General features: G+C 61.8%; 24 protein-coding genes and 2 pseudogenes. 3 read left to right on the forward strand and 23 right to left on the reverse strand.

The features are described from left to right. The 5 genes and pseudogenes from M0954_RS02610 to M0954_RS02630 form a co-directional block, all read right to left on the reverse strand. Window positions 1-638: amino acid ABC transporter ATP-binding protein (locus tag M0954_RS02610; protein ID WP_297351500.1), on the reverse strand; the 638-nt coding region annotated here is incomplete at its 3' end. Beyond that, window positions 635-757 (reverse strand): annotated as a pseudogene (locus tag M0954_RS02615) (amino acid ABC transporter permease); the annotation flags it as partial. The pseudogene M0954_RS02615 and the gene M0954_RS02610, both read right to left, overlap by 4 nt. A 52-nt stretch (window positions 758-809) precedes the next feature. Continuing rightward, on the reverse strand, window positions 810-1,703 hold the full coding sequence (locus M0954_RS02620) for a glutamate/aspartate ABC transporter substrate-binding protein (RefSeq protein WP_133892406.1): 894 nt from the start codon (window positions 1,701-1,703) through the stop codon (window positions 810-812). Window positions 1,704-1,992: 289 nt separating this feature from the next. Beyond that, on the reverse strand, window positions 1,993-3,297 hold the full coding sequence (locus M0954_RS02625; RefSeq protein WP_122152526.1) for a Glu/Leu/Phe/Val dehydrogenase: 1,305 nt from the start codon (window positions 3,295-3,297) through the stop codon (window positions 1,993-1,995). A gap of 202 nt (window positions 3,298-3,499) precedes the next feature. Continuing rightward, window positions 3,500-4,456, reverse strand: coding sequence for a LysR family transcriptional regulator (locus tag M0954_RS02630; RefSeq protein ID WP_133892407.1), 957 nt, complete (start codon window positions 4,454-4,456; stop codon window positions 3,500-3,502). Between the two features lie 187 nt (window positions 4,457-4,643). On the opposite strand from M0954_RS02630, the gene purB reads away from it, so the two are divergent. Further along, window positions 4,644-6,032, forward strand: coding sequence for an adenylosuccinate lyase (gene purB, locus M0954_RS02635; RefSeq protein ID WP_122152528.1), 1,389 nt, complete (start codon window positions 4,644-4,646; stop codon window positions 6,030-6,032). A gap of 98 nt (window positions 6,033-6,130) precedes the next feature. Here the strand turns inward: purB and M0954_RS02640 are convergent, their stop codons facing one another. From M0954_RS02640 to edd, 4 genes are all read right to left on the reverse strand, one after another. Continuing rightward, on the reverse strand, window positions 6,131-6,625 hold the full coding sequence (locus M0954_RS02640) for a gluconokinase (RefSeq protein ID WP_297351501.1): 495 nt from the start codon (window positions 6,623-6,625) through the stop codon (window positions 6,131-6,133). 10 nt (window positions 6,626-6,635) lie between these two features. Continuing rightward, complete coding sequence (locus tag M0954_RS02645; RefSeq protein WP_133892409.1) at window positions 6,636-8,009, reverse strand: GntP family permease; 1,374 nt, start codon at window positions 8,007-8,009, stop codon at window positions 6,636-6,638. 362 nt (window positions 8,010-8,371) lie between these two features. After that, on the reverse strand, window positions 8,372-9,013 hold the full coding sequence (gene eda / locus M0954_RS02650; protein WP_122152531.1) for a bifunctional 4-hydroxy-2-oxoglutarate aldolase/2-dehydro-3-deoxy-phosphogluconate aldolase: 642 nt from the start codon (window positions 9,011-9,013) through the stop codon (window positions 8,372-8,374). A 2-nt stretch (window positions 9,014-9,015) separates the two neighbouring features. Then, on the reverse strand, window positions 9,016-10,887 hold the full coding sequence (gene edd, locus M0954_RS02655; RefSeq protein ID WP_297351503.1) for a phosphogluconate dehydratase: 1,872 nt from the start codon (window positions 10,885-10,887) through the stop codon (window positions 9,016-9,018). A 290-nt stretch (window positions 10,888-11,177) separates the two neighbouring features. Between edd and M0954_RS02660 the strand changes: the two genes are divergently transcribed. After that, window positions 11,178-12,023 (forward strand): MurR/RpiR family transcriptional regulator, encoded by an 846-nt coding sequence (locus M0954_RS02660; RefSeq protein WP_122152533.1) that lies wholly within the window; start codon window positions 11,178-11,180, stop codon window positions 12,021-12,023. Between the two features lie 158 nt (window positions 12,024-12,181). On the opposite strand, the gene M0954_RS02665 is transcribed toward M0954_RS02660, so the two are convergent. From M0954_RS02665 to M0954_RS02720, 13 genes and pseudogenes are all read right to left on the reverse strand, one after another. After that, window positions 12,182-12,865 carry a YadA-like family protein gene (locus M0954_RS02665; RefSeq protein ID WP_297351505.1) on the reverse strand — a complete coding sequence of 228 codons (684 nt, stop codon included), beginning with the start codon at window positions 12,863-12,865 and terminating at the stop codon, window positions 12,182-12,184. Next, window positions 12,832-13,017 (reverse strand): hypothetical protein, encoded by a 186-nt coding sequence (locus tag M0954_RS02670; RefSeq protein ID WP_297351507.1) that lies wholly within the window; start codon window positions 13,015-13,017, stop codon window positions 12,832-12,834. The genes M0954_RS02665 and M0954_RS02670 overlap by 34 nt, the downstream gene beginning before the upstream one ends. Continuing rightward, window positions 13,014-13,775, reverse strand: coding sequence for a hypothetical protein (locus tag M0954_RS02675; RefSeq protein ID WP_297351509.1), 762 nt, complete (start codon window positions 13,773-13,775; stop codon window positions 13,014-13,016). Before M0954_RS02675 ends, M0954_RS02670 begins: the two co-directional genes overlap by 4 nt. Before the next feature lie 84 nt (window positions 13,776-13,859). Then, a pseudogene (locus M0954_RS30300) lies at window positions 13,860-13,985 on the reverse strand (ESPR-type extended signal peptide-containing protein); the annotation flags it as partial. 493 nt (window positions 13,986-14,478) lie between these two features. After that, entirely contained in the window at window positions 14,479-14,895 is a 417-nt protein-coding gene (locus tag M0954_RS02680; RefSeq protein ID WP_122152535.1) for a CopD family protein, read from the reverse strand. 60 nt (window positions 14,896-14,955) lie between these two features. Beyond that, the gene (locus M0954_RS02685) at window positions 14,956-16,263 is read right to left on the reverse strand and encodes a glutamate-5-semialdehyde dehydrogenase (RefSeq protein ID WP_297351510.1); all 1,308 of its coding nucleotides are present in this window, start codon (window positions 16,261-16,263) and stop codon (window positions 14,956-14,958) included. Between the two features lie 155 nt (window positions 16,264-16,418). Next, the gene (gene holA / locus M0954_RS02690; protein ID WP_297351513.1) at window positions 16,419-17,564 is read right to left on the reverse strand and encodes a DNA polymerase III subunit delta; all 1,146 of its coding nucleotides are present in this window, start codon (window positions 17,562-17,564) and stop codon (window positions 16,419-16,421) included. Between the two features lie 48 nt (window positions 17,565-17,612). Then, window positions 17,613-18,164 (reverse strand): LPS assembly lipoprotein LptE, encoded by a 552-nt coding sequence (gene lptE, locus M0954_RS02695; RefSeq protein WP_297351515.1) that lies wholly within the window; start codon window positions 18,162-18,164, stop codon window positions 17,613-17,615. Between the two features lie 88 nt (window positions 18,165-18,252). Further along, a complete protein-coding gene (gene leuS / locus M0954_RS02700; RefSeq protein ID WP_297351517.1) occupies window positions 18,253-20,844 on the reverse strand; it encodes a leucine--tRNA ligase in 2,592 nt (863 codons plus the stop codon). Window positions 20,845-20,986: 142 nt separating this feature from the next. Beyond that, entirely contained in the window at window positions 20,987-21,418 is a 432-nt protein-coding gene (locus M0954_RS02705; protein ID WP_133892413.1) for a biopolymer transporter ExbD, read from the reverse strand. A gap of 71 nt (window positions 21,419-21,489) precedes the next feature. Next, complete coding sequence (locus M0954_RS02710; RefSeq protein WP_122152540.1) at window positions 21,490-22,152, reverse strand: MotA/TolQ/ExbB proton channel family protein; 663 nt, start codon at window positions 22,150-22,152, stop codon at window positions 21,490-21,492. 64 nt (window positions 22,153-22,216) lie between these two features. Then, complete coding sequence (dapB, locus tag M0954_RS02715) at window positions 22,217-23,014, reverse strand: 4-hydroxy-tetrahydrodipicolinate reductase (RefSeq protein ID WP_122152541.1); 798 nt, start codon at window positions 23,012-23,014, stop codon at window positions 22,217-22,219. Between the two features lie 182 nt (window positions 23,015-23,196). Then, window positions 23,197-24,006, reverse strand: a complete 810-nt coding sequence (locus M0954_RS02720) for an outer membrane protein assembly factor BamE (RefSeq protein ID WP_122152542.1) — start codon at window positions 24,004-24,006, stop codon at window positions 23,197-23,199. 162 nt (window positions 24,007-24,168) lie between these two features. Here M0954_RS02720 and fur point away from each other — a divergent pair, with 162 nt between their 5' ends. Further along, window positions 24,169-24,597, forward strand: a complete 429-nt coding sequence (gene fur / locus M0954_RS02725; RefSeq protein ID WP_122152543.1) for a ferric iron uptake transcriptional regulator — start codon at window positions 24,169-24,171, stop codon at window positions 24,595-24,597. A gap of 256 nt (window positions 24,598-24,853) precedes the next feature. Here the strand turns inward: fur and M0954_RS02730 are convergent, their stop codons facing one another. Then, on the reverse strand, window positions 24,854-25,342 hold the full coding sequence (locus M0954_RS02730; RefSeq protein ID WP_297351519.1) for an ureidoglycolate lyase: 489 nt from the start codon (window positions 25,340-25,342) through the stop codon (window positions 24,854-24,856). Between the last annotated feature and the right edge of the window lie 14 nt (window positions 25,343-25,356).

Below are 25,356 nucleotides of genomic sequence, written 5' to 3' on the forward strand. Positions count from 1 at the left end.
AACCCCTTGTCCATGAAGATCACGCGGTGCGCGACCTTCTTCGCGAAGCCCATTTCGTGCGTGACGCACATCATCGTCATGCCTTCCTGCGCGAGTTCGACCATCACGTCGAGTACTTCGTTGATCATCTCGGGGTCGAGCGCCGAGGTGGGTTCGTCGAACAGCATCGCGATCGGATCCATTGAGAGCGCGCGGGCAATCGCCACACGCTGCTGCTGACCGCCGGACAACTGCCCCGGAAACTTGTCCGCATGCGCGCGCAGGCCGACACGCTCCAGCAACTTCAACGCCTTCGCAGCCGCTTCGTCCTTCGAGCGGCCCAGCACCTTGATCTGCGCGAGCGTCAGGTTTTCCGTGATCGAAAGATGCGGGAACAGCTCGAAATGCTGGAACACCATGCCGACCTTCGCACGCAGCTTCGACAGGTTGGTCTTCTTGTCGCCGACCGATTGACCATCAATGGTGATCTCGCCTTTCTGGAAAGGCTCGAGGCCGTTGACCGTCTTGATCAGGGTCGACTTGCCCGAGCCCGACGGGCCGCACACCACCACCACTTCACCCTTTTTGACTTCCGTCGAGCAGTCGGTCAATACCTGGAACTGGCCGTACCACTTCGAAACGTTCTTGAGAGAAATCATCTTGCAACCTTTTTCTGAAGACCTTTGACGAGGCTCGACGCGGTCCCACGGACCGCAGAATAACGCGCATCCGGGAACAGTACCATTTCGACATTCGTGCCGTCACGGTCGCCAATATTCGTGTTCGCAAGGAAAAGGCTGAGAGGGGGTATCCCCGGCGCGGATGCCCGGCTAGTCGATAGGCTTGTCATTCGGGCTTTTGAAAAGCGCCCTGATGGCGTCGTTTTCCGGGAAGTTCAGGTTCAGGCCTTTGGGCGGAATCGGCGATTCGAACCATTTCTGATAGATCTGATCGGCCTCCCCCGAGGTCTCTATCTTCGCGATTGCACCGTCCACCACTTTCTTGAACTCGGGGTCGTTCTTGCGCATCATGCAACCATACGCTTCCTCCGACTGAGGCGCCCCGAGGATCACGAATTCAGCTGTATGGCCCGATTTCGCGCGCTCACCGGCGAGCAGCGCGTCGTCCATCATGAACGCGGAGGCACGGCCGCTGGCGAGCGCCTGGAACGCCTCCTCGTGATCCTTCGCGCTGATGATGTTCATGCCCATGCCCTTGTCCTGGTTCATCCTGCGCAAGAGCCGCTCGGAGGTGGTGCCAGCCGTCGTCACGACCGTCTTGCCCTTGAGGTCCAACCAGCCCTTGATGCCCGAATCCTTGCGGGTCATCAGACGGGTTCCGATTACGAAGATGGTGTTTGAAAACGTAACCTGCTGCTCGCGCTCGACGTTGTTGGTGGTCGAGCCGCATTCGAGGTCGACGGTGCCGTTCTGCACCAGCGGGATACGGTTTTGCGGTGTGACCGGGGTCAGTCTGATCTTCAGGCCGGGCGTGTTGAGTTTCTGCTTGACCGCGTCCACGATCTTCATCATGAACTCGTGCGAGTAACCAATGACGTTCTGCTGTTCGTCGTAGTACGAAAACGGAATCGACGATTCGCGATAACCGAGAGAGATGACGCCCGTGTCCTTGATCTTCTTTAATGTACCGGCATCCTGAGCGTGCGCGGCCCCTGCAAACAGTCCGAGTGTCGCGACCAGCAGCGCAGCCTTCCTGACCTTCATAGGTGATCTCCTGTCGACCCGAGCTGGCGCTTTAGCGCCTAGCTTACTCCGGTCCCATGCAAAGTCCGGCAAAGAACCCGTATCTGTTCAACTGTAATTGAATTGACACCATTCCTGTAGCACAAGTCATTACAGAGTACGTTGCCAGCCCCTTCGCGCACACCCGGGTGCGTGCGCCAGTGCAATGCATCGACGAAAAAAACGGGCGACATCATTACGATGCCGCCCGTCGAGGAGACCCGCGATCGTGTGCATCGACCGCGTGACAGGGGAAATGGAGATTGTCTGATCAGGGGTACAGGCCACGCAGTTCGCGTGCTTCGAGGATGCGCTTACAGGCGACGATAAACGCTGCCGTGCGCACCGAAACCTTCTGCTCGCTCGACACTTGCCACACAGCGGCAAACGCTTCGCGCATCACGCGCTCGAGACGCTGGTTGATCTCGTCTTCGGTCCAGAAGAAGCTCGAGAAATCCTGCACCCATTCGAAGTACGACACGGTCACGCCGCCGGCATTCGCCACCACGTCCGGGATCACGAGGATGCCCTTGTCGTGCAGGATGTCGTCCGCCGCGGTCGTGGTCGGGCCGTTGGCGCCTTCCACGACGATCTTCGTCTTGATCTTGCCGGCGTTCTTCTCGGTGATCTGGTTTTCCAAAGCGGCCGGGATCAGGATGTCCGATTCGACGGTCCAGAAATCTTCGGCCGCGATCACGTCCGCTTCCGGGAAGCCGCCCACGCCGCCGTTCTTCGCCACGTGCGCAAACAGCGCCACGGCGTCGATACCCGTCGATTTGAAGATCGTGCCCGTGTGGTCCTGCACAGCAACAACCTTCGCACCGGCTTCCTGGAACAGGCGCGCTGCGATGCCGCCCACATTACCGAAACCCTGCACGGCGATGCGTGCGCCTTCGATGTCGACACCAATGCGGCGTGCGGCTTCCGCAGCGACCACGAACACACCACGGCCGGTTGCTTCACGACGACCCAGCGAACCGCCGAGCGCGATCGGCTTGCCGGTCACGACGCCCGTAGCCGTTTGGCCCTGGTTCATCGAGTAGGTGTCCATCATCCACGCCATGATCTGCTCGTTCGTGTTCACGTCCGGCGCGGGGATGTCGGTGTTCGGTCCGATGATGATGCCGATTTCGCTGGTGTAGCGACGCGTGACGCGCTCGAGCTCACCACGCGAGAGCGTGCGCGGATCGACACGGATACCACCCTTGGCGCCGCCGTACGGCACATTCACAGCAGCGTTCTTGACCGACATCCACGCGGACAGTGCCATCACTTCCGACAGCGTCACGTCCTGGTGATAACGCACACCACCCTTGCCCGGACCGCGCGACACGTTGTGCTGCACGCGATAGCCTTCGAAGTGAGCCACGATGCCGTTATCGAGTTCGATGGGCACGTCGACGATGAGAATGCGCTTCGGACGCTTGAGGGTTTCGAGCCAGCGCGACAGCGGGCCGAGATACGGCGCGACGCGGTCGACCTGACGCAGATAGTTGCCCCAGGGGCCGAGGTTGTCGCTATTCAGATAGGACGGGACGGAGTGCAACGACGATGCGGACTGCGGTTGGGATGACATGAACGCTCCAAGCGTTTTGACCGAATGACGACATTGTCGAAAAACGCCAATTTGAAATCCAATGCCGTTTGGTCATCCCGTTATGTCTTTCATGCATAACGTTGAAATCCCGCAAAAAGCTGTCGCGTAAGGCGCAACAATACGCCGCCGCGACGGCAAGCAACTCGCCGTGCATACCCCACACGATGGGCTTGCGCCGAGCTTACACCACGCCCTGTGCGAGCTCGCCGGTGACGGTGTCCCAGAGCTTGCGTATCAGCACGTGACGCGCATCGTCGCCCTGCGCCGCGAGCTTGTCGCGATACAGACGAATCTCCATGGTCAGTGTGAACTGACCTTCCACGGTGCCGCGCGTTGCGCGGTCGAGGCGGATCAGCTTGCCCTCGGCAACCGCATCTTCCACCGCGCTGTGCGGTAGAAAAGCGATGCCGTGGCCAGCCAGCGCCATCGCCTTGAGCCCCTCGGCCATGTCGGTTTCGTACAGACGGTCGAGCGACAGACGCGTCGGCGCATTGGCGATGATCACCTCTGTCATGCGGCCAAGATAGGCGTTCGGCGTGTACGAGAGATATGGCGCCGGCTCGTCAGGTGTGCCCGGCAACGTGTAGCGCGGACGACCTGCACGGCCCGGAGCGGAGAACGGACTGATCGGCTCAATGCCGAGCGTGAGCATGTCGTAGCGGGCCGGGTCGAGCGCCACCGGATGGCTCGGATGGTGGTAGCCCATCACCAGATCACAGCCGCCTTCCACTAGCGAGAGCACCGCGTCGTGTACGTTCAGCGCGCGCAGGCGGGTGTGCACAGGGCCTAGCTGCGCCTCGATGCGTTGCAGCCAGCGCGGAAAATACGTGAGCGAGAGCGTATGCGGCACCGCGAACTCGATCGTTGCAGCAGGGGTCGCCGTGTGACCGCGCAACAGGGTACGCGCTTCGTGGAACTGCGAGAGCATCGTCAGCGCCTGCTCGTAGAACACCTGGCCGGCGGCCGTGAGCCGCGTCGGATAAACCGAGCGATCGATCAGTTCCGTGCCAAGCCACGCTTCGAGCGCCTGAATACGGCGCGAAAAAGCGGGCTGCGTGACGTGCCTGAGCTCCGCCGAACGGCTAAAGCTGCGGGTTTCCGCGAGCGAAACGAAGTCTTCGAGCCATTTCAGTTCCATGCGGAGCGTGCGGCCGGCAGGGGAGGAGAAGTCAGCATTCTAGCGGGGCGATGCCGGCGCCGCGACGTTTGCGGGAATACCCAGCACTAGCGGCAATAGCCGGACGAATCAGGAGATGGGCCGTCCGGTGGTAAAATTCCGGGTTCCCTCCGTTCCGATCTGCTCACCGAGCGCTCACGCCTCCATCATGTCCGACACCCGCCCCGATACCCTGTTCGCGCTCACCGCGCTCTCCCCGCTCGACGGCCGCTACGCGTCGAAAACCGAAGCCCTGCGCGAATGGCTCTCGGAAGCCGCGTTCATGCGCCATCGCGTGACGGTCGAAATCCATTGGCTGATTGCGCTGTCGCAAGCCGGTTTTGCTGAAGTGCCGCGCTTCTCGGCCGCATCCGAGCAATTCCTGCTGCAACTGGCCGAGCGCTTCACCGCGCACGACGCGGCGCGCATCAAGGAAATCGAGCGCGTCACCAACCATGACGTGAAGGCTGTCGAATACTGGCTCAAGGAATCGGTGAAGGGTCAGCCGGAACTGGAGCGCGCGAGCGAATTCATCCACTTCGCCTGCACCTCGGAAGACATCAACAACACCTCGCACGGCCTGATGCTGGCCGGCGCCCGCGAACACGTGATCTTGCCGGCGCTGCGTTCGGTGCACGCGCGTCTCGTCGCGCTGGCGCATGCTCAAGCTGCTCAACCACTGCTGTCGCGCACGCACGGCCAACCGGCCAGCCCGACCACGCTCGGCAAGGAAATCGCCAACGTCGCGGCGCGTCTCGCGCGCGCGATCGAGCGTGTCGAGAACGTGGAACTGCTCGGCAAGATGAACGGCGCGGTGGGCAACTTCAACGCGCATTTGTCCGCGTATCCTGAGTTCGATTGGGAAGCGTTTTCGCGCGAAGTGGTTGAGAAGCGCCTGAAGCTCAAGTTCAATCCGTACACGATCCAGATCGAACCGCACGACTATATGGCCGAGCTGTTCGATGCCGTCTCGCGCGCCAACACGATCCTGCTGGACCTGGACCGCGACGTGTGGGGCTATATCTCGCTCGGCTACTTCAAGCAACGTCTGAAGGCCGGTGAAATCGGTTCGTCGACGATGCCGCATAAGGTCAATCCGATCGACTTCGAAAACTCGGAAGGCAACCTGGGGCTGGCGAATGCCACGTTGCGGCATCTGGCAGACAAGCTGCCTATCTCGCGTTGGCAGCGTGATTTGACCGACTCGACCGTGCTGCGCAATATCGGCGTCGCTTTTGGCTACTCGTTGCTGGCGTATGATGCGTTGATTCGCGGTCTGGATAAGCTTGAAGTGAATCCGTCACGCCTGAACGAAGATCTGGATAACTGCTGGGAAGTGCTGGCTGAGCCTGTGCAGACAGTAATGCGCCGTTTCGGCATCGAGAATCCGTACGAGCAGTTGAAGGAACTCACGCGCGGCAAGGGTATTACGCGTGAGGCGCTGCAGACGTTTATTGGCGGGTTGAATATTCCCGCGGATGCGAAGGAACGCCTGCTGGCCATGACGCCGGCTTCGTATGTGGGTAAGGCGATCGAGCTGGCTAAGCGGATTGCTTAAACGGCGATGCACTACCTGCTAGCGCAGGCTAGCGGACATAAAAATGGCGCTCCTTGGAGCGCCATTTTAGCTTTCATGGTACGTTGAAGTACCACGCCTCACCGCGTCTTCATCTGCTTCAAAACCTCATCCACGATCTCATCCGGCGACAGTTCGATACTCACCGTAATCGCCTCATCCGCATCCGGCTCTTCCAGAGTATCGAGCTGACTTTGCAGCAACGAAGAATCGAAGAAATGACCGGTGCGCGTCGCCAGACGTTCATGCAGCACTTCGTAGGATCCCTTGAGATACACAAACACCACGTCTTTGTCGCCACCGCGCAGAACGTCGCGATACGAGCGCTTCAGCGACGAACACGTGAACACCGCCGTCTCTCCTGCCCCCTGCCTCTCCTCGATCGCCGCACGAATCGTCTTCAGCCAGGGCCAACGGTCTTCATCGGTCAGCGGGATCCCTTTGTGCATCTTCTCCTTGTTGGCTGCGCTATGAAACGCGTCGCCGTCGGTGAAGCTGCATTGCAGGCGTTCGGCCAGCATCTCGCCAATCCGCGTCTTGCCGGCGCCCGAGACGCCCATTCCGATCAGAATCATTCAATACTCCTTACAGGACTGTCGCGAGCGCGAAGGTCAAACCCAAACCCATCAAGGAAATGATGGTTTCGAGCAGCGACCACGTCTTGAACGTCTGCCCTACCGTCATGCCAAAGTATTCCTTGATCAACCAGAATCCGCCGTCATTGACGTGTGAAAAAATCAGCGAGCCCGAACCCGTTGCCAACACCAGCAACTCCGGACGCACCTGCACACCGCCTGCCGCTGCGATAGGTGCGACGATGCCGCACGCCGTCGTCATGGCGACGGTGGCCGAGCCCGTCGCAAGGCGAATCAGTGCGGCCACACACCAGGCAAACACCAGCGGCGACAGATGCGCCGCAGTCGCTGCATTGACGATTTCCTTCGAAATGCCGCTGTCCATCAGCACGCGTCCGAAGCCACCGCCCGCACCCACGATCAGCGTAATGCCAGCGATCGGCGCCAGACACTCGCCGCAGAACTTCTGGATCTGCTCGCGGTTAAAGCCGCGCTTCGCACCGAACGTCCAGAAGCTGACGAGCACCGCGATCAGCAACGCCACGTCGGAATTGCCTATGAATTGCAGCAGGCTGTTCGCAAAAGTCTTGGGTGCGAACAGGAGGTCCGCCCAACTGCCGATCAACATCAAAATCACCGGCAGCAGAATCGTGAACAGCGTGATGCCGAAGCTCGGCAACTCGCGTTTCGTGGCCTTATCTTTGTCCTGTTCAGCCGAACCGAGGAATTGCGCGGCAAGCGGGTTGTTCTCGGGCAGCTTGATATAACGGCTGACCAGCAGTGCGAACAGCGGTCCCGCAACAATCGCGCATGGCACACCGACAATCAGGCCATACGTAATCGTCTTGCCAATATCCGCGTGATACGCCTGCACGGCGAGCATCGCAGCAGGGTGCGGCGGAATCAGCCCGTGCACGACGGACAAACCGGCGATCATCGGCAAACCGATCAGCAACAGCGACTTGCCGGTGCGCTTCGCGACGTTGAACGCAATCGGAATCAGCAGCACGAAGCCCACTTCAAAGAACACTGGCAAGCCGACGATGATCGCCACCACCATCATCGCCCAGTGAATGTGCTTTTCGCCGAACTTGTCGATCAGGGTCGTGGCAATGCGTTCCGCCCCGCCGGATTCGGCCATCATCTTGCCGAGCATTGTGCCGAGTCCAACCACGATCGCAATGTGGCCGAGCGTGTTGCCGTTACCGGTTTCGAACGACTTGACGATGGTGCCCATCGGCATGCCGGCCACGAGGCCGAGCAGCAGCGACACGATGATGAGGACGAGGAACGGGTAGACCTTGTAGCGCGTAATCAGCAGGATCAACGCGGCGATGGCGACCACCGCGTAAATCAGCAGCAAGCTGCCATGGCTAGCTCCCATGGAGCTCCTCCTTTTGCATTGTTGGTTCTAAGTGCAAACGCGCGGGGTGGACCCTGTCGCGCTGCCTGTCTCTACGCCTGTCGTGAAACCGGAGTGTCACAAGTGATCACGTGGAGGCTAATTTTACTGTCTGTTTGGCGATGAGCGAGCGAAACTCTGCAAGCGGATTAAAAAGAAGCCTCGCCGTCGCGGCCTTAACGGCTGCAACGGCGAGGCTTCTTCGGATGCAGCCGGACTCTGACGTCACTCTCTGCTCCATTTACCGCTTACTTGGATGCTGGTGCTTGCTTGCCCAACCAGCAGATGTTCCGCGCGCTGGATGCGCATACCGCCAGCATCATCCAGTTCGACTCAGTCTGAAGTCAGTGCGCCGGTGCCGCAAGTTCGCTTGCAGCGCGCGCAAGGCGCGTGACCTCATCCCAGTTCTGCGCCGCGAGCGCAGCCTTCGGCGTGAGCCAGGAGCCGCCCACGCACACGACGTTCGGCAGTGCGAGGAAATTGGGGGCGGTTTCAGCCGTAATGCCGCCGGTCGGGCAGAACTTCAGACCCGGGAACGGACCGTGGAAGGCCTGCAGCATCGGCACACCACCAGCCTGCTGGGCCGGGAAGAACTTGACGATTTCGTAGCCGAGTTCCAGCGCGACGATGATATCGGACGGTGTCATCACGCCCGGCAGCAGCGGCAAGCCGGCGTCCAGCGCGGCCTGGTGCATCTCCCTCGTGAGACCCGGCGACACGCCGAACTGTGCACCGGCCTTCTTGGCTTGCGCGCAGTGCTCCGGCCTCGTGATCGTGCCGACGCCGACGACGATGTCTTCCGCCAGATGGCTCGCGCGTTCGATCGCTTCGAGACCGGCCGCCGTACGCAGCGTGATCTCAAGCACCTTTACGCCGCCAGCATGCAGTGCACGCGACACGTTCTCGCCCTGTTCCGCCGAGTCGAACGCCAGCACCGGAATCACCGGGCCGAGGCGCACGATGTCGCTTACTTTCTTTGCCGTCATAGTCAGACTCCTTGTTTCTGCAGTTCGTGGCTTGTGTGAACTTCGCCCACCATCGGACCAAACACCGAAGCGCCCAGTTCCGCCGGCGCAGCGGCCGCACGGAAGACGCCAAACAGTTCGCGGCCGAAGCCGACTTCGTTTTCTGCCTGATGCTGCGGAACGGCTTCCGGCCGTGCCGCCCATTCGGCCGCATCGATTTCGACGTCGAGCACGCCCGCTTCGGCGTCGATGACCAGCATGTCGCCATCGCGCACCTTGCCGATCGGCCCTTCAAGCAACGCTTCCGGCGACACGTGAATCACCGCCGGTACTTTGCCCGAGGCACCCGACATGCGTCCATCGGTAACGAGCGCGACATGGAAACCCTGATCCTGCAACACGCCGAGCAGCGGCGTCAAACGATGCAGTTCGGGCATGCCGTTTGCGCGAGCGCCCTGGAAGCGTACGACGGCCACGAAATCGCGCTTCAGCTCGCCTTTATCGAACGCTTCCTGCACCGCCTCCTGCGAATCGAACACGATAGCCGGCGCCTTCACCTTGCGATGCTGCGCTGCAACCGCCGAGATCTTGATGACGCCACGTCCCAGCTTGCCCTGCATCAGCCGCAGGCCACCGTCTGGCTGGAACGGTTCCTTGATGCCGCGCAGCACACCCGTTTCCAGACTCTCCGTCACGCCCGGCACCCAGGTGAGCTTGCCGTCGAGCAGCTTGGGCTCTTCCGTGTAGTGATGAAGTCCCTTGCCCGCCACCGTGTTCACATCTTCGTGCAGCAAGCCGCCTTCCAGCAGATTGCGGACTAGGAACGCCACGCCGCCCGCCGCGTGGAAGTGATTCACGTCGGCCTTGCCGTTCGGGTAGATCTTTGCGAGCAGCGGTACGTTTTGCGAGAGCTGATCGAAGTCGTCCCAATCGATCACGATACCCGCCGCGCGGGCAATCGCCACGAGGTGCAGCGTGTGATTGGTCGAGCCGCCCGTCGCGAGCAGCGCAACGATGCCATTGACGATCGCCTTCTCGTCGACCACGTGGCCGATCGGCGTGTAATTGCCGCGCTCTACCGTCAGGTCGAGCACGCGCCGCGCAGCTTGCGCCGTGAGCGCATCGCGCAGCGGCGTGTGCGGATGCACAAACGCGGAACCCGGCAGATGCAGGCCCATCACTTCCATCAGCATCTGGTTGCTGTTGGCGGTGCCGTAGAACGTGCAGGTGCCGTGGCTGTGATACGCGGCGGCTTCCGCTTCGAGCAGCGCGCCGCGGTCGCAGTGACCGGTCGCGAACTGCTGGCGGACTTTCGCCTTGTCGTCGTTGCCGAGACCGCTCGTCATCGGACCGGCCGGAACAAAGATAGTGGGGATATGGCCGAACTGCAGTGCGCCGATCAGCAGGCCCGGCACGATCTTGTCGCAGATGCCCAGGCACAGCGCCGCATCGAACATGTTGTGCGTGAGCGCGACGGCCGTGCTCATCGCAATCACTTCACGCGAGAACAGCGATAGCTCCATGCCCGCGTTGCCCTGCGTGACGCCATCGCACATGGCCGGCACGCCGCCCGCGAATTGCGCGACACCGCCGTTTTCACGAGCGGCCTGCTTGATGAGATCGGGATAATTCTTGAAGGGCGCGTGGGCCGACAGCATCTCGTTATACGACGACACGATGCCGATATTCGGCTCTCGGATCTGCTTGATCACAAGCTTGTCGTTACCCTCGAGGCCGGCAAAGCCGTGCGCGAGATTCGCGCAGGACAGCGCGCCACGCACCGGAAACTTGCCTTGGGCTTTATCGATGCGGGCCAGGTAGGCGTCGCGGGTAGGCTTGCTGCGTTCGATCACGCGTTGCGTAACCTTGAGCAATTGCGAATGCGGGGAAACCATCGAAGCTCCTTCGTCGCTGGCTGGGGCGAACATGCGCGGGGCCAGGTGGGGATCGCGGGGACGTCGGATCAGACCGACAGCGAGAGTTTAGTAGAAAAACTACACGATCGCAATGCGCCCATCTTTCCGCTCACCATCACCCGGAATTCCATGAAACGCCCACTACAAAGCCGTTCAACCGAAAACACCGATCACCTGGGGAATACACCTACAGCGTGAAATGTAGTTTTTGTACATCTCCAGCAATCAGCTATAGTCCACGCATTCTTCAGCATAGTGCGAGTTTTCCAATGATGCTGTCCCAGGTGGAAGCGATGCGCGAGCAGTTGCGCCCGTCCGAGCGGAAGTTAGCGGACTACGTGATCGAAGCGCCGCGCGAAGTACTGGATCTGTCGATGAACGAGGTGGCGGCCCGCGCGGGCGTGAGTCAGCCGACCATCGCGCGCTTTTGTCATGCGCTCGGCTTTTCAGGCTTTCGAGAGTTCAAGATCCGGCTCGCGCAGGGCATCGCTGCGGAGGTGCCCGTCGTCTACCGCGACGTGCGGCCCGACGAGCCCGCGCCCGGGGTCGCGGCCAAGGTGCTGGACCGGACTATCGGCGCGCTGATCCAGGTGCGCAACAACCTGTCGTCGGACAGCGTGGCAGCGGCCATCGAGCTGCTCTCCAAAGCGCGGCGGATCGAGTTTTACGGCGCGGGTGGCTCCGGCGTGGCCGCACTCGATGTGCAGCACAAGTTCTTCCGGCTCGGCATGCCGAGCGTCGCGTATTCGGATCCGCATACGTTTCTGATGTCGGCGTCGCTGCTAGGTGAGGGCGACGTCGTGGTGGCGATTTCGAATACGGGGCGCACGCGCGATATCGTCGATGCGGTCAAGTCAGCGCTGGCCGCGGGCGCCAAAGTGATTGCGATCACGCATGGGAATTCGCCGCTCGCACGACTCGCGACCGTCGGACTCTTCGCGAATGTGGATGAGGACACGGATATCTTTTCGCCGATGACCTCGCGCGTCTCGCATCTGGCGATCGGCGACATCCTGGCGGTGGGGGTGGCGCTGAGCCGGGGACCGGAGTTGGTGGAGAAGCTGGCGCAGGCGAAGGAAGTGATCAACCGCCGAAGAATCGATCCACAGACGTGACCGGTGTCACGCTTTGCATCATGCATGGACCGAAGAAACAAGACACCCCGCAGCGCAACTCGCATGCAGGGTGGGAGTGATGAACTCCTGAACGCCGACGACCTGCCGGTCACCGGGGATTTTGGCTCAACTACCGCACGCTATCCAAGGCAGCCGGTTCAGAACTCGTAACCGACCTGAGCGCGCACGCCCGCGTCGCCGGTCGACGTCACAGACACCGCACCATTCGCAAGCCAGTGGCCGCTCAACGAGCGATAGGTAACACCCGCCGCCGCTGCCGATGCACCTTTGTATGTTCCGCCACCCGCCGCGACGACCGTCTTGCCGGGACCCGACGGCGTCAGACTAGGCATGGCCATAGCTGCGGCTACGCCGGCATAGGCGTTCTTCGCGACTTCATTGATCGAGTTCTGTACGCCCGCGATGCGATTGTCCGTGTAGCTATTCGCCTGCGATGTAGCAGCGTTCAGCTGGTCCACGTTTACCGCGTCAGTACCCTGCTGCCCTGGCGCAACGTTCGTCAGCTGGCGTTCGCTACCCGCCGCGCCCACCGACACCGAGTTGGCGCGGTCGGCTACCGAGTTCGCACCTAGCGCGACCGAGTTGTCGGCCTGCGCGGCCGAGCCGGCACCGACCGCAACCGCATTGACACCCGTAGCCGCCGCGTTCGCGCCCATCGCCGTGGCATGCGTGCCACTTGCCAGTGCCGCTTCCGCATTGCGATCACCGCTTGCCGAGAAGAGCGGATTCGTCGCGTTGACCGCGACATTGGCGACGGCGCCGAGCGCTGCGTTCATCTGAGCGACATTCACTGCGTCGGTATCGGCCGCACCGGCTGCCACGTGTGGATCGTCGTGCCGCCCGAGGCGGCGGCGCCCATCGTCACGCTACCGTAGTCGATCGAGCCGTCGGCGTTATGGTCGTAAATGACCGCAGCATTCGCGTTGCCATTCTTGTCCACGAGACCCGCCGCGTTCAACTGCGATACATTCACGCGTCGGTGTCGGCCGTACCGGCTGCGACGTTGGTGATCTGCCGCTCCTTGCCCACTGAGCCGACCGACACTGAATTCGGACGATCCGTCTTCGAGTTTGCGCCCAGCGCGATCGAGCCATCGTCCCAGGCCTGCGCGTTGCCGCCAATCGCCACCGAATCCACCCCCGTAGCCTGTGAATCCGCCAGCGTCGAGTTCGAGTGGAAATACATGATGCCCGCGCCACCGCTGATGTTGTTCAGGATGCTGTTGATATTCGCGATGCTGTCGGTATTCTGCGTTGTGCGACCGTCCAGACTATTCAGCGCGTCGCCGACCGTATAGAACGGGCCACCTCCGATGTCGTATTGCGGCCTCGCGACCGAACCATCCGGATTCACAGTTGAGCCGCCCCCCAACGCACCCGCGACGCTTTGCGAAACGCCGTACAGCTGGCTGCCGTTCACCGCGTCCGTGCTAGCCGCCGACACCGTACCGGCCGCCACACCGATAATCTTGTTCGCTGTGCCCGAGGTCGTGCCATTGCTAAACAGGCTGAGCTGACCATGAATATACGCAGCGGGCGATCCGTACGAAACACCGTCACCGAAAATCTCCAGGCCGCCTCTGGCAATCAGGCCGGACGAGTTCGAGATAAGGTTCAGAGAGGGGTTGCTGGCGAACGCGGTTTGGGAGCTGCTCTTATTGCCGATTGTCGCCTGGCAGGCCGGGGAAGTCAGAGCGGTAGTGGTACCGCCGCCTGGAATCCCATCATTCACCGCGGCACAGGTATCGTCGGTAGCGTCGTTAAAAACCGCAACGGGAGCCGCCGCCGCATACGTTGTTCCGGTGGATAGAAAACCGGCCGCGGCCAGTGAAATAACGACATTCCTTACGGACGATTTTTTCCCAGACGCCCTGGAAAACTTTGACGCTTCTGTCCATATGCACTTTACGTCGTTCCACAGTGACCGATATATTCTATTCATTAAGTTGTCCCCACTAGATACACAGATTTCAATTCGCGAAAGCGCACGCGTTTGCAGCGGACGCGCGACACGCTGGCCGGGGTCAACTCGTTCAACGGTCGCCACTAACGCTCAAAGGAAACGAGAGCGGTTAGTCGCACGGCAGACAGAATTGAGGTCCAGACCAGAAAAGCTACGTTATTGATATGCGTATCTGGTCGACATCGGACCGGTCTTAAATCCGTTATATGGCACAGCAAGTTATGTCGATTGCATAATCGATTATCTAAATCGCATGACCATGGCGCAAGGTGGCCGAATCGTTGCCTCCGCGCTGGAGGCGGGGACCCTATCGTCGCAGGTTGAACATTAGAAGTGCGTATCAACGAATAGCATCCGATCGAGTCTCGATATGCTAAAGGATGCTGTCATCCGGCATTTCTGAATTGTTGCCGGGTTACCGCAATTGGCGAGGATTTACCGCATCGGTTCTTTAAAAGAATTCCGATTATTTTTAAAACGGTTTTAAAACTACCAACGCCACCGCCGCCAGCATCCCCAGCACGGGCAGTTCATTGAACATCCGATACCACTTATGCGAGCGACGGTTCTCGCCCCGTTCGAACGTCGCCAGCAAACGTCCACAATAGAAGTGATACACGATCAGCAGCACGACGACTGTCAGCTTCGCGTGCATCCAGCCCTGCCCACGCCCAATGCCGACCACCAACCAGAGCCACAGCCCGCAGGCGAGCGCAGGGACTGCGATGAAGCTCATGAAGCGATAGAGCTTCCTCGCCATGATCAGCAGGCGTGCCGTGGCGGCCGGTTCCGTTTCCATCGCCAGATTGACGAAGATGCGCGGCAAATAGAACAGGCCGGCAAACCAGGAAGCAATCAGAACGATGTGAAACGTTTTTACCAGAAGCATTGGCGGTCCTCGTGCGTCGAGTTGGCGTTGTTGATCGCGCGCCCATGAGCGCGCCGAGGGTTACTGACGGCCTTCGCCGTGCCCGAGCACAACGTACTTCAGCGACGTCAGCCCTTCCAGCCCCACCGGCCCGCGCGCATGCAGCTTGTCGTTCGAAATGCCGATTTCTGCGCCGAGGCCAAACTCGAAGCCGTCGGCAAAACGCGTCGATGCATTGACCATGACGCTCGCCGAATCCACTTCGCGCAGGAAACGCATCGCGCGGTCGTAGTCTTCGGTGACAATCGCATCGGTGTGCGCGGAACTGTAGGTGTTGATGTGCTCGATAGCCGCATCAAGGTCGTCGACCACCTTGATCGCCAGTACCGGCGCGAGATATTCGGTACTCCAGTCTTCCTCGGTTGCATCGACGAGCGGGCCGACGCCCGCCGCTTCGAGTACCTCGCGCGCCGCCGGATCGACGCGCAGTTCGACTTCCTTGACGCGATACAAACGCCCAAGCTGCGGCAGCACTTCATGCGCAATGCCGCGCGCCACCAGCAGCGTTTCCATCGTATTGCAGGTGCCGTAGCGGTGCGTTTTTGCGTTGTCGCACACGGTCATCGCCTTGGTGATGTCCGCGCGGTCGTCGACATACACGTGGCAGATTCCGTCCAGATGCTTGATCATCGGCACGCGCGCTTCATCCATCAGGCGAGCGATCAGGCTCTTGCCGCCGCGCGGCACGATCACGTCGACGTATTCTGTCATCGTGATCAGCGCGCCCACGGCAGCGCGATCCGAAGTCGCCACCACCTGCACCGCATCCTGCGGCAAACCGGCCATCTCGAGGCCTTCGCCAATCAGCTTCGCCAGCGCGGTATTGCATTCGAGCGCTTCCGAGCCACCGCGCAGAATCGTTGCGTTGCCCGACTTCAGACACAGCGCGGCGGCATCGATCGTCACATTCGGACGCGATTCGTAGATGATGCCGATCACGCCGAGCGGCACGCGCATCTGCCCGACCTGGATGCCGCTCGGGCGGAATTTGAGGTTGCTGATCTCGCCGATCTGATCTGGCAGCGCTGCGACCTGGCGCAGGCCTTCGACCATCGTTTTCAGCGCCTTGTCCGACAAGGTCAGGCGGTCGATAAACGCGGCGTCGTGTCCTTTCTCGCGTGCGCGTGCCACGTCGCGTGCATTGGCCTCTTTCAGCTGCGCCGACTCGCGTTCGATCGCGCGGGCTACTGCCTCGAGCGCGGTGTTTTTCGCTGCCGTCGACGCCCGTGCCATCGCACGCGAAGCGTGCCGGGCGCGGCGGCCGAGGTCGGTCATGTACTGGTCGATATTCATGGTGATCCTCGTGATGTCCGTCCGAGTCTTCGGCACGCGGTGGACAGGCAGAATTAGCGAAAGATCAACCGATTGTAAGTCTGGTTGCAGCGGCTTGCTGGATGCGCAGTCAACGCGGTCGATCAGAATTGTTGCTGCGCGCTCACAACCAGTCCAGCGTCAAAGCGCAGCCGCAACCCGTTCGGCCCGGTTCAGACTGGCCTGCGTACTGGCGTGGCTGCCGGCACTGGCGAGGCTGTTGTCCTTGGTCTGCCTGGCGACCCGATTGGCGCGGCCGTTGCCTTCGCCGGCGCAGCGACCGTCATCGCCAGTTCGAACAGCCCATCCCATGGGTCCGGCGGTGGGTCATTGCGGTGATTGCCAGGCGTGCCGCCGGACAGCCCCTTGACCTGGCGGTCAAGCTTCGCCGCGAGCGCGAGCGCCTTTTCCAGCGCCGCTTCGGTCACGCGCGACAAAGCCGGCCCAATCAGGCGCTCACGCGGCCCCCACACGCGGTTTTCGCGCACCAGCATCGCAAGCGGCTTGCCCGCCGCCACACCGCGCTTGATGCGCAAAAGCGTACGCACTTCCTCGACGACGGCCCACAGCACCAGCACCGCCGCCTCGCCTTCGCCACGCAAGCCATCGAGCATGCGGGCAAGCCGCCCAACGTCGCCCGCCAGCATCGCCTCGTTCAGCTTGAAGACGTCATAGCGCGCAACGTTCAGCACGGCATCCTGCACCTGCTCGAGGCTCAACGCCCCGGCCGGGTATAGCAACCCGAGCTTCTGAATCTCCTGATGCGCAGCAAGCAGATTGCCTTCCACGCGCTCCGCAATAAACTGCAAGGCGCGCCGCCCTTCCTCACCGGCAGCCACACGCTGCCCCTGCTGCGACAGCCGCTGGCCGACCCAGTTGGGCAACTGCGCCCGCTCCACCGGATCGATCTTCAGCGCCACGCCCGCCTCGGCCAACGCAGTAAACCAGCCGGACTTCTGCGTGGCCGCATCGAGACGCGGCAGCGTGATCATCGTCAGGACATCGGAATTCACCGCATCCGCGAGCGACTTCAGCGTATCCGCGCCTTCCTTGCCCGGCTTGCCCGACGGAATCCGCAGCTCGACCAGTTGCTTGTCGCCGAACAGCGACATCGACTGGCTCGCGCCCAGCAGCGAACTCCAGTCGAAGCCACGTTCCACCGTGAACACCGAGCGGTCGGTATAGCCGGCCGCGCGCGCCGCCGCGCGGATGCGGTCGCCCGCTTCCTGCGCGAGCAGGTGCTCGTCGCCGTGCACGACGTACAGGTCGGCGAGTCCCTTCGCGAGGTGCGTTTCGAGCGCGTCAAGTCGCAGTTGCATGGCTACGGATCAACAAGATTGGCAAAGCACGACAGTGCAAGGCGCCGCTCAAAGCGGCGGCGGCGGCAACGGCACGCGCGGCGCAACGGCTGGTGCCCCTTGGCCCGGCGCCGGATGCAGCGAATGCACGACACCAAGACGGCGAATCAACTGATCGACGGCATCGCTTTGCATGTCCGTGTACAGCAGGTCCGCTTCGGCCCCTTTCGCCTGCGTGAACTCATCGCTATAGGTCATGGCGCGATTCAGTTCGATCGCGCTCTGCGGAAGCAGCACTGTTCCGTCCGTGCCGTTGAGCGAGTAGAGCAGCGTGTAGGTGACTTCATATTCTTCGACGACGCCGAGAGAATTCATCGTCAGCACGCTGTTGCCACGGACCTCGGAGACATGCAGAACGGCATCCGCGTTCGACGCCGATTTGACGATCACCGTGTCGCTGCCGCCTTGAACCATACGAGTCAAACGGCCGAGGAACGGAGCCGGCGCGCCCGCAACAGCGAGGCGCTTAAACGGATAGTCCTGCTGACCGCGCAGCTGAAAGCCACACGCGGACAACACCATTACCCCACACGCCAGCGTCAAAAACGATCTGCGAGTCACATTGGCTCCTGGTTCGCAGTAAATCCCGTACCACATTCGGGTGGCGTCACTGTTCGCGGCGCCGCCCTGCTTATTGCCAGCTTCAGCGTCAAACGACGATGTTCACCAGACGGCCCGGCACGACGATGATCTTCTTCGGCGCATTGCCTTCGCTGAACTTGGCGAACATCTCGTGCGCGAGCGCGGCCTGCTCGATCGCGTCACGCGGGGCATCCTTCGCGACCGTGACCGCGCCGCGCACCTTGCCGTTCACCTGCAGCACGAGTTCGATCTCGGCCTGCTCCAGCGCCTTCTCGTCGACCTTCGGCCAGGGCGCGTCCAGCAGCGTACCAAATTCGTCGGCATAGCCGAGTTCCTGCCACAGCTGATAGGTCGCGTGCGGCACAACCGGGTACAGCACACGCAGCAGCACGCTATAGCATTCGCGTAGCACGGCGGGCTGAGCGCCCTTGGCACCGTCGAGCGCATTGAGCATCTTCATTGCCGCCGACACCACCGTGTTGTACTGCAAACGCTGGTAGTCGAAATCGGCCTGCTTCAGCACGCTGTAAATCTCGCGACGCAGTACCTTGTCCGTTTCCGCGAGTTTCGCGGCATCGAATGAAGCCTGTTGGCGCAGGGCCGCTTCGTTCGCGTGGCCAAAGCCCCACACGCGGCGCAGGAAGCGGCTCGCGCCCTCGACGCCGGAACCCGACCATTCGAGCTGCTGCTCGGGAGGAGAGGCGAACATCACGAAGAGACGGGCGGTGTCGGCACCGTACTCGTCGATCAGCAACTGCGGATCGACACCATTGTTCTTCGACTTCGACATCTTCTCGATGCCGCCGAGCACCACAGCCTCGCCGTCCGAGTTCAGCACGGCGCCGACCGGGCGGCCCTTTTCGTCGTGCGTCACAGTGACGTCGGCCGGGTTGTACCAGGTCTTCTTGCCCGCTTCGCTCTCGCGGTAGAAGGTCTCGTTGAGCACCATGCCCTGCGTGAGCAGGTTTTTGGCCGGCTCGCCGAAATTCACCAGACCCATGTCGCGCATCACCTTCGCCCAGAAGCGCGAGTACAGCAAGTGCAGAATCGCGTGCTCGATGCCGCCGATGTACTGGTCCATCGGCGCCCAGTAATCGGTACGCTCGTCGACCATGGTCTTTGCATCCGGCGACGCATAGCGATAGAAGTACCACGACGAATCGACGAAGGTGTCCATCGTGTCGGTTTCGCGTTTCGCGGCGCCGCCGCACGTCGGACATGTGCAGTTGACGAACGCTTCTGACTTCGCGAGCGGATTGCCCGTGCCGTCCGGCACGAGATCCTCGGGCAGCACGACCGGCAGATCCTTCTCCGGCACCGGCACGTCGCCGCAGGTCGGGCAGTGGATGATCGGAATCGGCGTGCCCCAGTAGCGCTGACGCGAGACGCCCCAATCGCGCAGACGGTAGGTGACCTGCTTGTCGCCGAGGCCCAGATCCTTCAGGTCGCTTGCGATCGCATCCACGGCTTGCGTGTAGGTCATGCCGTCGTATTTGCCGCTGTTGATCAGCGTGCCGTCCTTGTCGCCGTACCATTCTTGCCAGGCGTCGGTCGAGTATTGCTTGCCTTCGAGCGCCACGACCTGCTTGATCAGCAGACCGTACTTCTTCGCGAAAGCGAAATCGCGCTCGTCGTGCGACGGCACGCCCATCACGGCGCCTTCGCCGTAGCTCATCAGTACGTAGTTGCCGATCCACACTTCGACCTGTTCCTGCGTCAGCGGATGCGTGACGTAGAAACCGGTGGCCATGCCCTTCTTTTCCATCGTTGCAACGTCGGCCTCGGCGACACCGCCACGCTTGCATTCTTCGATGAACGCCTGCAGTTCCGGCTTGTCTTGTGCCAGACGCGTGGCGAGCGGATGCTCGGCCGCGACCGCACAGAAGGTCACGCCCATGATCGTGTCGGCGCGCGTGGTGAATACGCGCAGCACTTTCTGCTCGCCGTCGATCTCATACGGGAAACCGAAGTTCACGCCGAAGCTTTTGCCGATCCAGTTTTGCTGCATGACCTTGACGCGCTCGGGCCAGCCGAGCCCTTCGAGGTCGTTCAGCAGTTCGTCGGCGTACTGAGTGATCCGCATGTAGTACATCGGGATCTCGCGCTTTTCGACCAGTGCGCCGGAGCGCCAGCCGCGCCCGTCGATCACCTGCTCGTTGGCGAGCACGGTCTGGTCGACCGGGTCCCAGTTCACCGTGCCGGTCTTCTTGTACGCAATGCCCTTTTCGAGCATCTTCAGGAACAGCCACTGGTTCCACTTGTAGTAATCGGGGCTGCAGGTGGCGACTTCGCGCGACCAGTCGATGGCGAGGCCCATCGCCTGCATCTGCTTCTTCATGTACGCGATGTTGTCGTACGTCCACTTGGCCGGCGGCACATTGTTGGCAATCGCGGCGTTTTCGGCCGGCATGCCGAACGCGTCCCAACCCATCGGCATCAGTACGTTGTTGCCGTTCATCCGCAGATAGCGGTACATCACGTCATTGATCGTGTAGTTGCGCACGTGGCCCATGTGCAGCTTGCCCGACGGGTACGGCAACATCGAGACGCAATAGAACTTGGGCTTGTCGGTGGTTTCCGTCGTCTTATAGGCGTCGCTGGCGCGCCATTGCCCTTGCGCGGCGGCTTCGACGTCGGAGGGAACGTATTTTTCGTGCATGGTGTGATGGGGTCGCTAGGTTCGGTGCTTTCGCACCGGGCCTGGTGCTCTGCTAGATGAAATGGCGTCGTTTCCCCGTGTGCAGGGGAAAACGCTGATTATACCGTTCGCCGAGGGGTCTGCCGCGCCCGGCGCGGCACGGCTAATGGCCCACCACGGGCGGCGGCGGGTCGGTCACAAAGCCGAGCCGCTCTAGCCCCGCCTGCTGCGCCGCGCCCATCACCTGCGCAATGACCTCATAGCGTGTCGAGCGCTCGGCGCGCAGCTGAATCTCCGGCTGATCCTGCTGCTTGCCCGCCTGGACAAAGCGGGCGCGCATCTGGTCCAGCGTCAGGGCATCGCCGTTCCAGTAGATCTTGCCGGCGGCGTCGATGGACAGCGAGATGGTCTGCGGTGTCTGACGGGCCGGCGCGGCGGCGACTTTCGGCAGGTCGAGCCGGATCGCGTGTGTGAATAAAGGCGCGGTAATGATAAAGATCACGAGCAGCACCAGCATCACGTCGATCAACGGCGTCATGTTGATCTCCGCCATCGGCGCTGCGGTCTGCCGTTTTTCGAGTCCGCCGAATGCCATGTCGACCTCCTGCCTGACTAAAGCTGAACTGGGCTAAGCTGGTTTGAGCTGATGCGGCCTGCACCCGCTGCTCAGACGGGCGCGCACACGTAGGCGTGCAGATCGTGCGCAAAGCCGTCCAGTTCCTCGGACAACTGCCGCACCATGCGGCCGAGCACGTTGTAGGCAAGCACCGCGGGAATCGCGACCACAAGGCCAAAGGCCGTCATGATCAGCGCCTCGCCGACCGGCCCGGCGACGTTTTCGATCATCGCCTGCCCGCTCGCGGCAATACTGCCGAGCGCGTGATAGATACCCCATACGGTGCCGAGCAGGCCGACGAACGGCGCCGTGCTGCCCACCGATGCCAGCAGCACCTGGCCAAACTCGAGCCGCCGTTGCGAGGTGGTGAGCGCCTGACGCAACGCCCGCAGGACCCGCTCACTGCGCTCGACGCGCGCGAGCAGCGCTCCGGGGATATCCACTTCTGAGGCATGCAACGCGGCTTCGGCGAGCGGCGTGAAGACACGTTCGCTATCGACGCGCCGCAGCGCCGCGACGCCATCCGATAAGGTAGACGCCTGCCAGAACTGGGCAATCGCGCGCGCCGCCTGGCGCTTTGCGCGGCTCAGAATCCAGCTTTTGACGATCAGAAAACACCAGCTCGCCACCGACATCGCCAGCAGCACATAGGCCACAGCATGGGTGATCGTGTCGCTGGATTGCAGGTAGTGAAGAATGCCGGTGCCTGCCATTGGACCTCGCCGTCGGAAAGTGTGCGCAGATGGGATACGGGGCGCACGCCGAGCATACGCGCGCTCAGCGCAGGCCGAGTACGTCCTGCATGTCGAACAGGCCGCTTGCGTGGCCTTCGAGGAAACGCGCCGCACGTAGCGCGCCCTGTGCATAAGACAAGCGGCTCGCCGATTTGTGCGTAATTTCGACGCGTTCGCCGATACCGGCGAAGAGCACGGTATGGTCGCCCACAATATCGCCGCCGCGGATCGCCGCGAAACCGATTGTGGACGGGTCACGCTCGCCGGTGATGCCCTCGCGGCCATAGACCGCGCAATCGTCGAGATTGCGGCCGAGCGCGCCGGCGATCACTTCGCCCATTGCCAGCGCGGTACCGGAGGGCGCGTCGACCTTGTGACGGTGATGCGCCTCGATGATCTCGATGTCGTAGCCGGTCGCGAAGTGACGCGCGGCGTATTCGAGCAGCTTCAGCGTGACATTGACGCCCACGCTCATGTTGGCCGCAAAGACAATGCCGATCTTTTCAGCCGCCGCGCGCAGTTGCGCCTTCTGCTCGCTTTCGAAACCCGTGGTGCCGATCACCATCTTGACGTTGTGGCGCTGCGCCGCTTCGAGATGCGCAAGCGTGGCCGCCGGCCGCGTAAAGTCGATCAGGGCGTCCGATTGGGCGAACACCTGCTCGATATCGTCGCTCAGCGGGACGCCCGTTTGCTTGCCGAGGAACGCGCCGGCGTCCTGGCCAAGTTGCGCCGACCCGGTCCGCACGAGCGCGCCGGAAAGCTTGACGCCAGAATCGTTCAGGACGGTTTCGATCAGCATCCGGCCCATACGGCCCGAGGCACCGGCAATAGCAATGTTCATGGCAGTCGCGCGTGAAATATGACGTAAGAAACGATGGATGTAAAAACCGACGCGAAGCACGACGCGCAAGGCGTGGCACGAGGCACCTGAAAGCGCACCCCCAGGGGCAAAACAAAAGGCAACAAACACAAATGACGGGCTCGCGCGATGAACGCGGCCCGTCATTGTCAGGGACAGCGTATTTAGCTACCCGTTCCCGAGGTCACCGGAGCGGACGTCAGCGGTGCGTTGTAGGTCGGCCCGCTGTTGCTCTGCGAGCCAGCCGGTCCCACCGGGTTGTCTTGCTGTTCGCTCGGCACGGCAGGCGGCGCCGGACGTGTGAACTGGAACTGCGGCGCCCCAGGCGACGTGCCGCCTTGCGGGACCACACCACCGTTCGCAGTCGGCGTACCAGCCCGCACCGACGGCGTGATCTTGCCGCTCGGCGCCTGCACGGCGTCCGTCGCGCGATTGGCCGCCTGAGCGGCTTCGGCGTTCGGATCCATGGACTGTGCAGACGCTGTGCCGGCCGTTGCCGGCGGCGTAGCCGCAGCGGCGCCGGAAGCCGCAACCGCCCCGCTGGCTGCCGCGGCCTCTGCTGCCACAAACGCCTTCTTGCCGCGCTTGTCGCCGTCGATTTCGGCGAGCAGTTCGAGGTTGGACGGCAGATCTTGACCGCCCGTCCAGTTCGCGACCGTGTCGCCCGCGAAGTTCACGACGAAGTCACGCTGCTGCACAACGCTCGTATTGCCGCGCTTGAAATAGAACACGTAGTCCCAACGGTCTGCGTGGAACATGTCCGCCAGGAGCGGCGTGCCGAGCAGCTGGCGCACCTGGTCCCGTGTCATACCCACCTTCATTTGTGCAGCTGCCTCAGCCGAGACGAAATTGCCCTGCACAACGGTAATCCGATAAGGCGTGATGCTTTGGGCGATTCGCTGCGTTACGCTGTCGTAGGTCGAGCACCCGGCAAGAACCGCGACAGTCGCTGCAGCAATCAAGGTACCCCGCATGCGGCTCCCCCGGTAGATCAGTAGAGATTTTGAAATCATTTCACTCACCGTGCGGGTCCTGCCTGTGGCGGACCGCGCGAGTTTCATTGCATCGAAGATGACCTGAACAGCGTAAACACATTACTATTAGAACCCTGCATTGTACTCTAGGGATCCCTTGTCATGACCAATCCAACCGATCTGAAAAATATCGGGCTCAAGGCGACCCTACCGCGCCTCAAGATTCTGGAGATTTTCCAGCACAGCCCGGTGCGCCACCTGACTGCGGAAGACGTCTACCGCAACCTGCTGCACGAGGAGCTCGATATCGGGCTTGCCACGGTTTATCGCGTCCTGACGCAGTTCGAGCAGGCTGGGCTGCTGTCGCGCAGCAACTTCGAATCCGGCAAGGCCGTGTTCGAACTGAACGAAGGCACCCACCACGATCACCTGGTGTGTATCGACTGCGGGCTGGTCGAGGAGTTCTTCGACCAGGAAATCGAGAGCCGTCAGCAGACCATCGCAAAGGAGCGCGGTTTCAAGCTGCAAGAACACGCGCTCGCGCTGTACGGCGCCTGCACGAAGGAAAACTGCCCGCATCGCAAGCATTGAGCGGCATTATCGTCGCGCGCCCCACGGTTCGCGAGCCGCGCAGGTAATAAAGAGAAACCCGGTCGTCGTCAGTCGGCCGGTTTTTTTGCGCCTAAGGGGCGTCGGGCCTCACGCGCGGCGCATTCAAGCCGCCCAGAGGCCGTAAGCGTAGGTAACAAGACATGGTGGTATCAAGGCGGGACATAGACGGCCGTAGGCGTAAAGCGGCAGTGATCAGGCTGATACGCCCCGTGTGACGTCCCAGCTGACGCTTAAGCTAACGCGCGAGACGCCACGTTTCAGCCAGCGCAATCTCGTCGCAATTGGGCTGCTCGCCGCCTCGATCCACCACCACGAAATCGCTGACGCGCTCAAGGGCGAGCAGCGGGTGGTGCCAGACCCCTTTTGCGTAGTTGACGCCCTGCCAGCCGTCAGTCCAGAAGGCGCGCATGTGCGCCGGATCGAAGTCGCCGGCGGGCGCGACGACGACCAGGTAGCTCACATCTGAAAGCGGAAGGAAAGCCTGGCTGCCAAGCGGATGGCGCTCCATCATGTTGATCTCGACCGGCAGCGCACGCGGTTGCGCGCGGAACAGGTTGATGAGCGGCCGGCCGCTCTGCTCAACGACGTCGACCTGCGCAAGATCGTGATAGCGCTCGGTCGTGCCGCCGTTGATCGGGAAGTGACGTGCACCGTCCAGTTCGATCACGTCGCCAAACGGCGCGAAGGCTTCGCGCGTCAGGCGCTCCATCTGCAGGGTCTTCATTGCGGTGTCTCCGT

Origin of the sequence: Paraburkholderia sp. (assembly GCF_026225065.1) — a bacterium.
Taxonomy (GTDB): domain Bacteria; phylum Pseudomonadota; class Gammaproteobacteria; order Burkholderiales; family Burkholderiaceae; genus Paraburkholderia.

Bases quoted from the DNA above. Each gene is read 5' to 3' on its own strand.
- M0954_RS02620 (WP_133892406.1), bottom strand. From the start codon at position 1,703: ATGAAGGTCAGGAAGGCTGCGCTGCTGGTCGCGACACTCGGACTGTTT.
- M0954_RS02625 (WP_122152526.1), bottom strand. From the start codon at position 3,297: ATGTCATCCCAACCGCAGTCCGCATCGTCGTTGCACTCCGTCCCGTCC.
- M0954_RS02630 (WP_133892407.1), bottom strand. From the start codon at position 4,456: ATGGAACTGAAATGGCTCGAAGACTTCGTTTCGCTCGCGGAAACCCGC.
- purB (WP_122152528.1), top strand. From the start codon at position 4,644: ATGTCCGACACCCGCCCCGATACCCTGTTCGCGCTCACCGCGCTCTCC.
- M0954_RS02640 (WP_297351501.1), bottom strand. From the start codon at position 6,625: ATGATTCTGATCGGAATGGGCGTCTCGGGCGCCGGCAAGACGCGGATT.
- M0954_RS02645 (WP_133892409.1), bottom strand. From the start codon at position 8,009: ATGGGAGCTAGCCATGGCAGCTTGCTGCTGATTTACGCGGTGGTCGCC.
- eda (WP_122152531.1), bottom strand. From the start codon at position 9,013: ATGACGGCAAAGAAAGTAAGCGACATCGTGCGCCTCGGCCCGGTGATT.
- edd (WP_297351503.1), bottom strand. From the start codon at position 10,887: ATGGTTTCCCCGCATTCGCAATTGCTCAAGGTTACGCAACGCGTGATC.
- M0954_RS02660 (WP_122152533.1), top strand. From the start codon at position 11,178: ATGATGCTGTCCCAGGTGGAAGCGATGCGCGAGCAGTTGCGCCCGTCC.
- M0954_RS02680 (WP_122152535.1), bottom strand. From the start codon at position 14,895: ATGCTTCTGGTAAAAACGTTTCACATCGTTCTGATTGCTTCCTGGTTT.
- holA (WP_297351513.1), bottom strand. From the start codon at position 17,564: ATGCAACTGCGACTTGACGCGCTCGAAACGCACCTCGCGAAGGGACTC.
- leuS (WP_297351517.1), bottom strand. From the start codon at position 20,844: ATGCACGAAAAATACGTTCCCTCCGACGTCGAAGCCGCCGCGCAAGGG.
- M0954_RS02705 (WP_133892413.1), bottom strand. From the start codon at position 21,418: ATGGCATTCGGCGGACTCGAAAAACGGCAGACCGCAGCGCCGATGGCG.
- M0954_RS02710 (WP_122152540.1), bottom strand. From the start codon at position 22,152: ATGGCAGGCACCGGCATTCTTCACTACCTGCAATCCAGCGACACGATC.
- dapB (WP_122152541.1), bottom strand. From the start codon at position 23,014: ATGAACATTGCTATTGCCGGTGCCTCGGGCCGTATGGGCCGGATGCTG.
- M0954_RS02720 (WP_122152542.1), bottom strand. From the start codon at position 24,006: ATGCGGGGTACCTTGATTGCTGCAGCGACTGTCGCGGTTCTTGCCGGG.
- fur (WP_122152543.1), top strand. From the start codon at position 24,169: ATGACCAATCCAACCGATCTGAAAAATATCGGGCTCAAGGCGACCCTA.
- M0954_RS02730 (WP_297351519.1), bottom strand. From the start codon at position 25,342: ATGAAGACCCTGCAGATGGAGCGCCTGACGCGCGAAGCCTTCGCGCCG.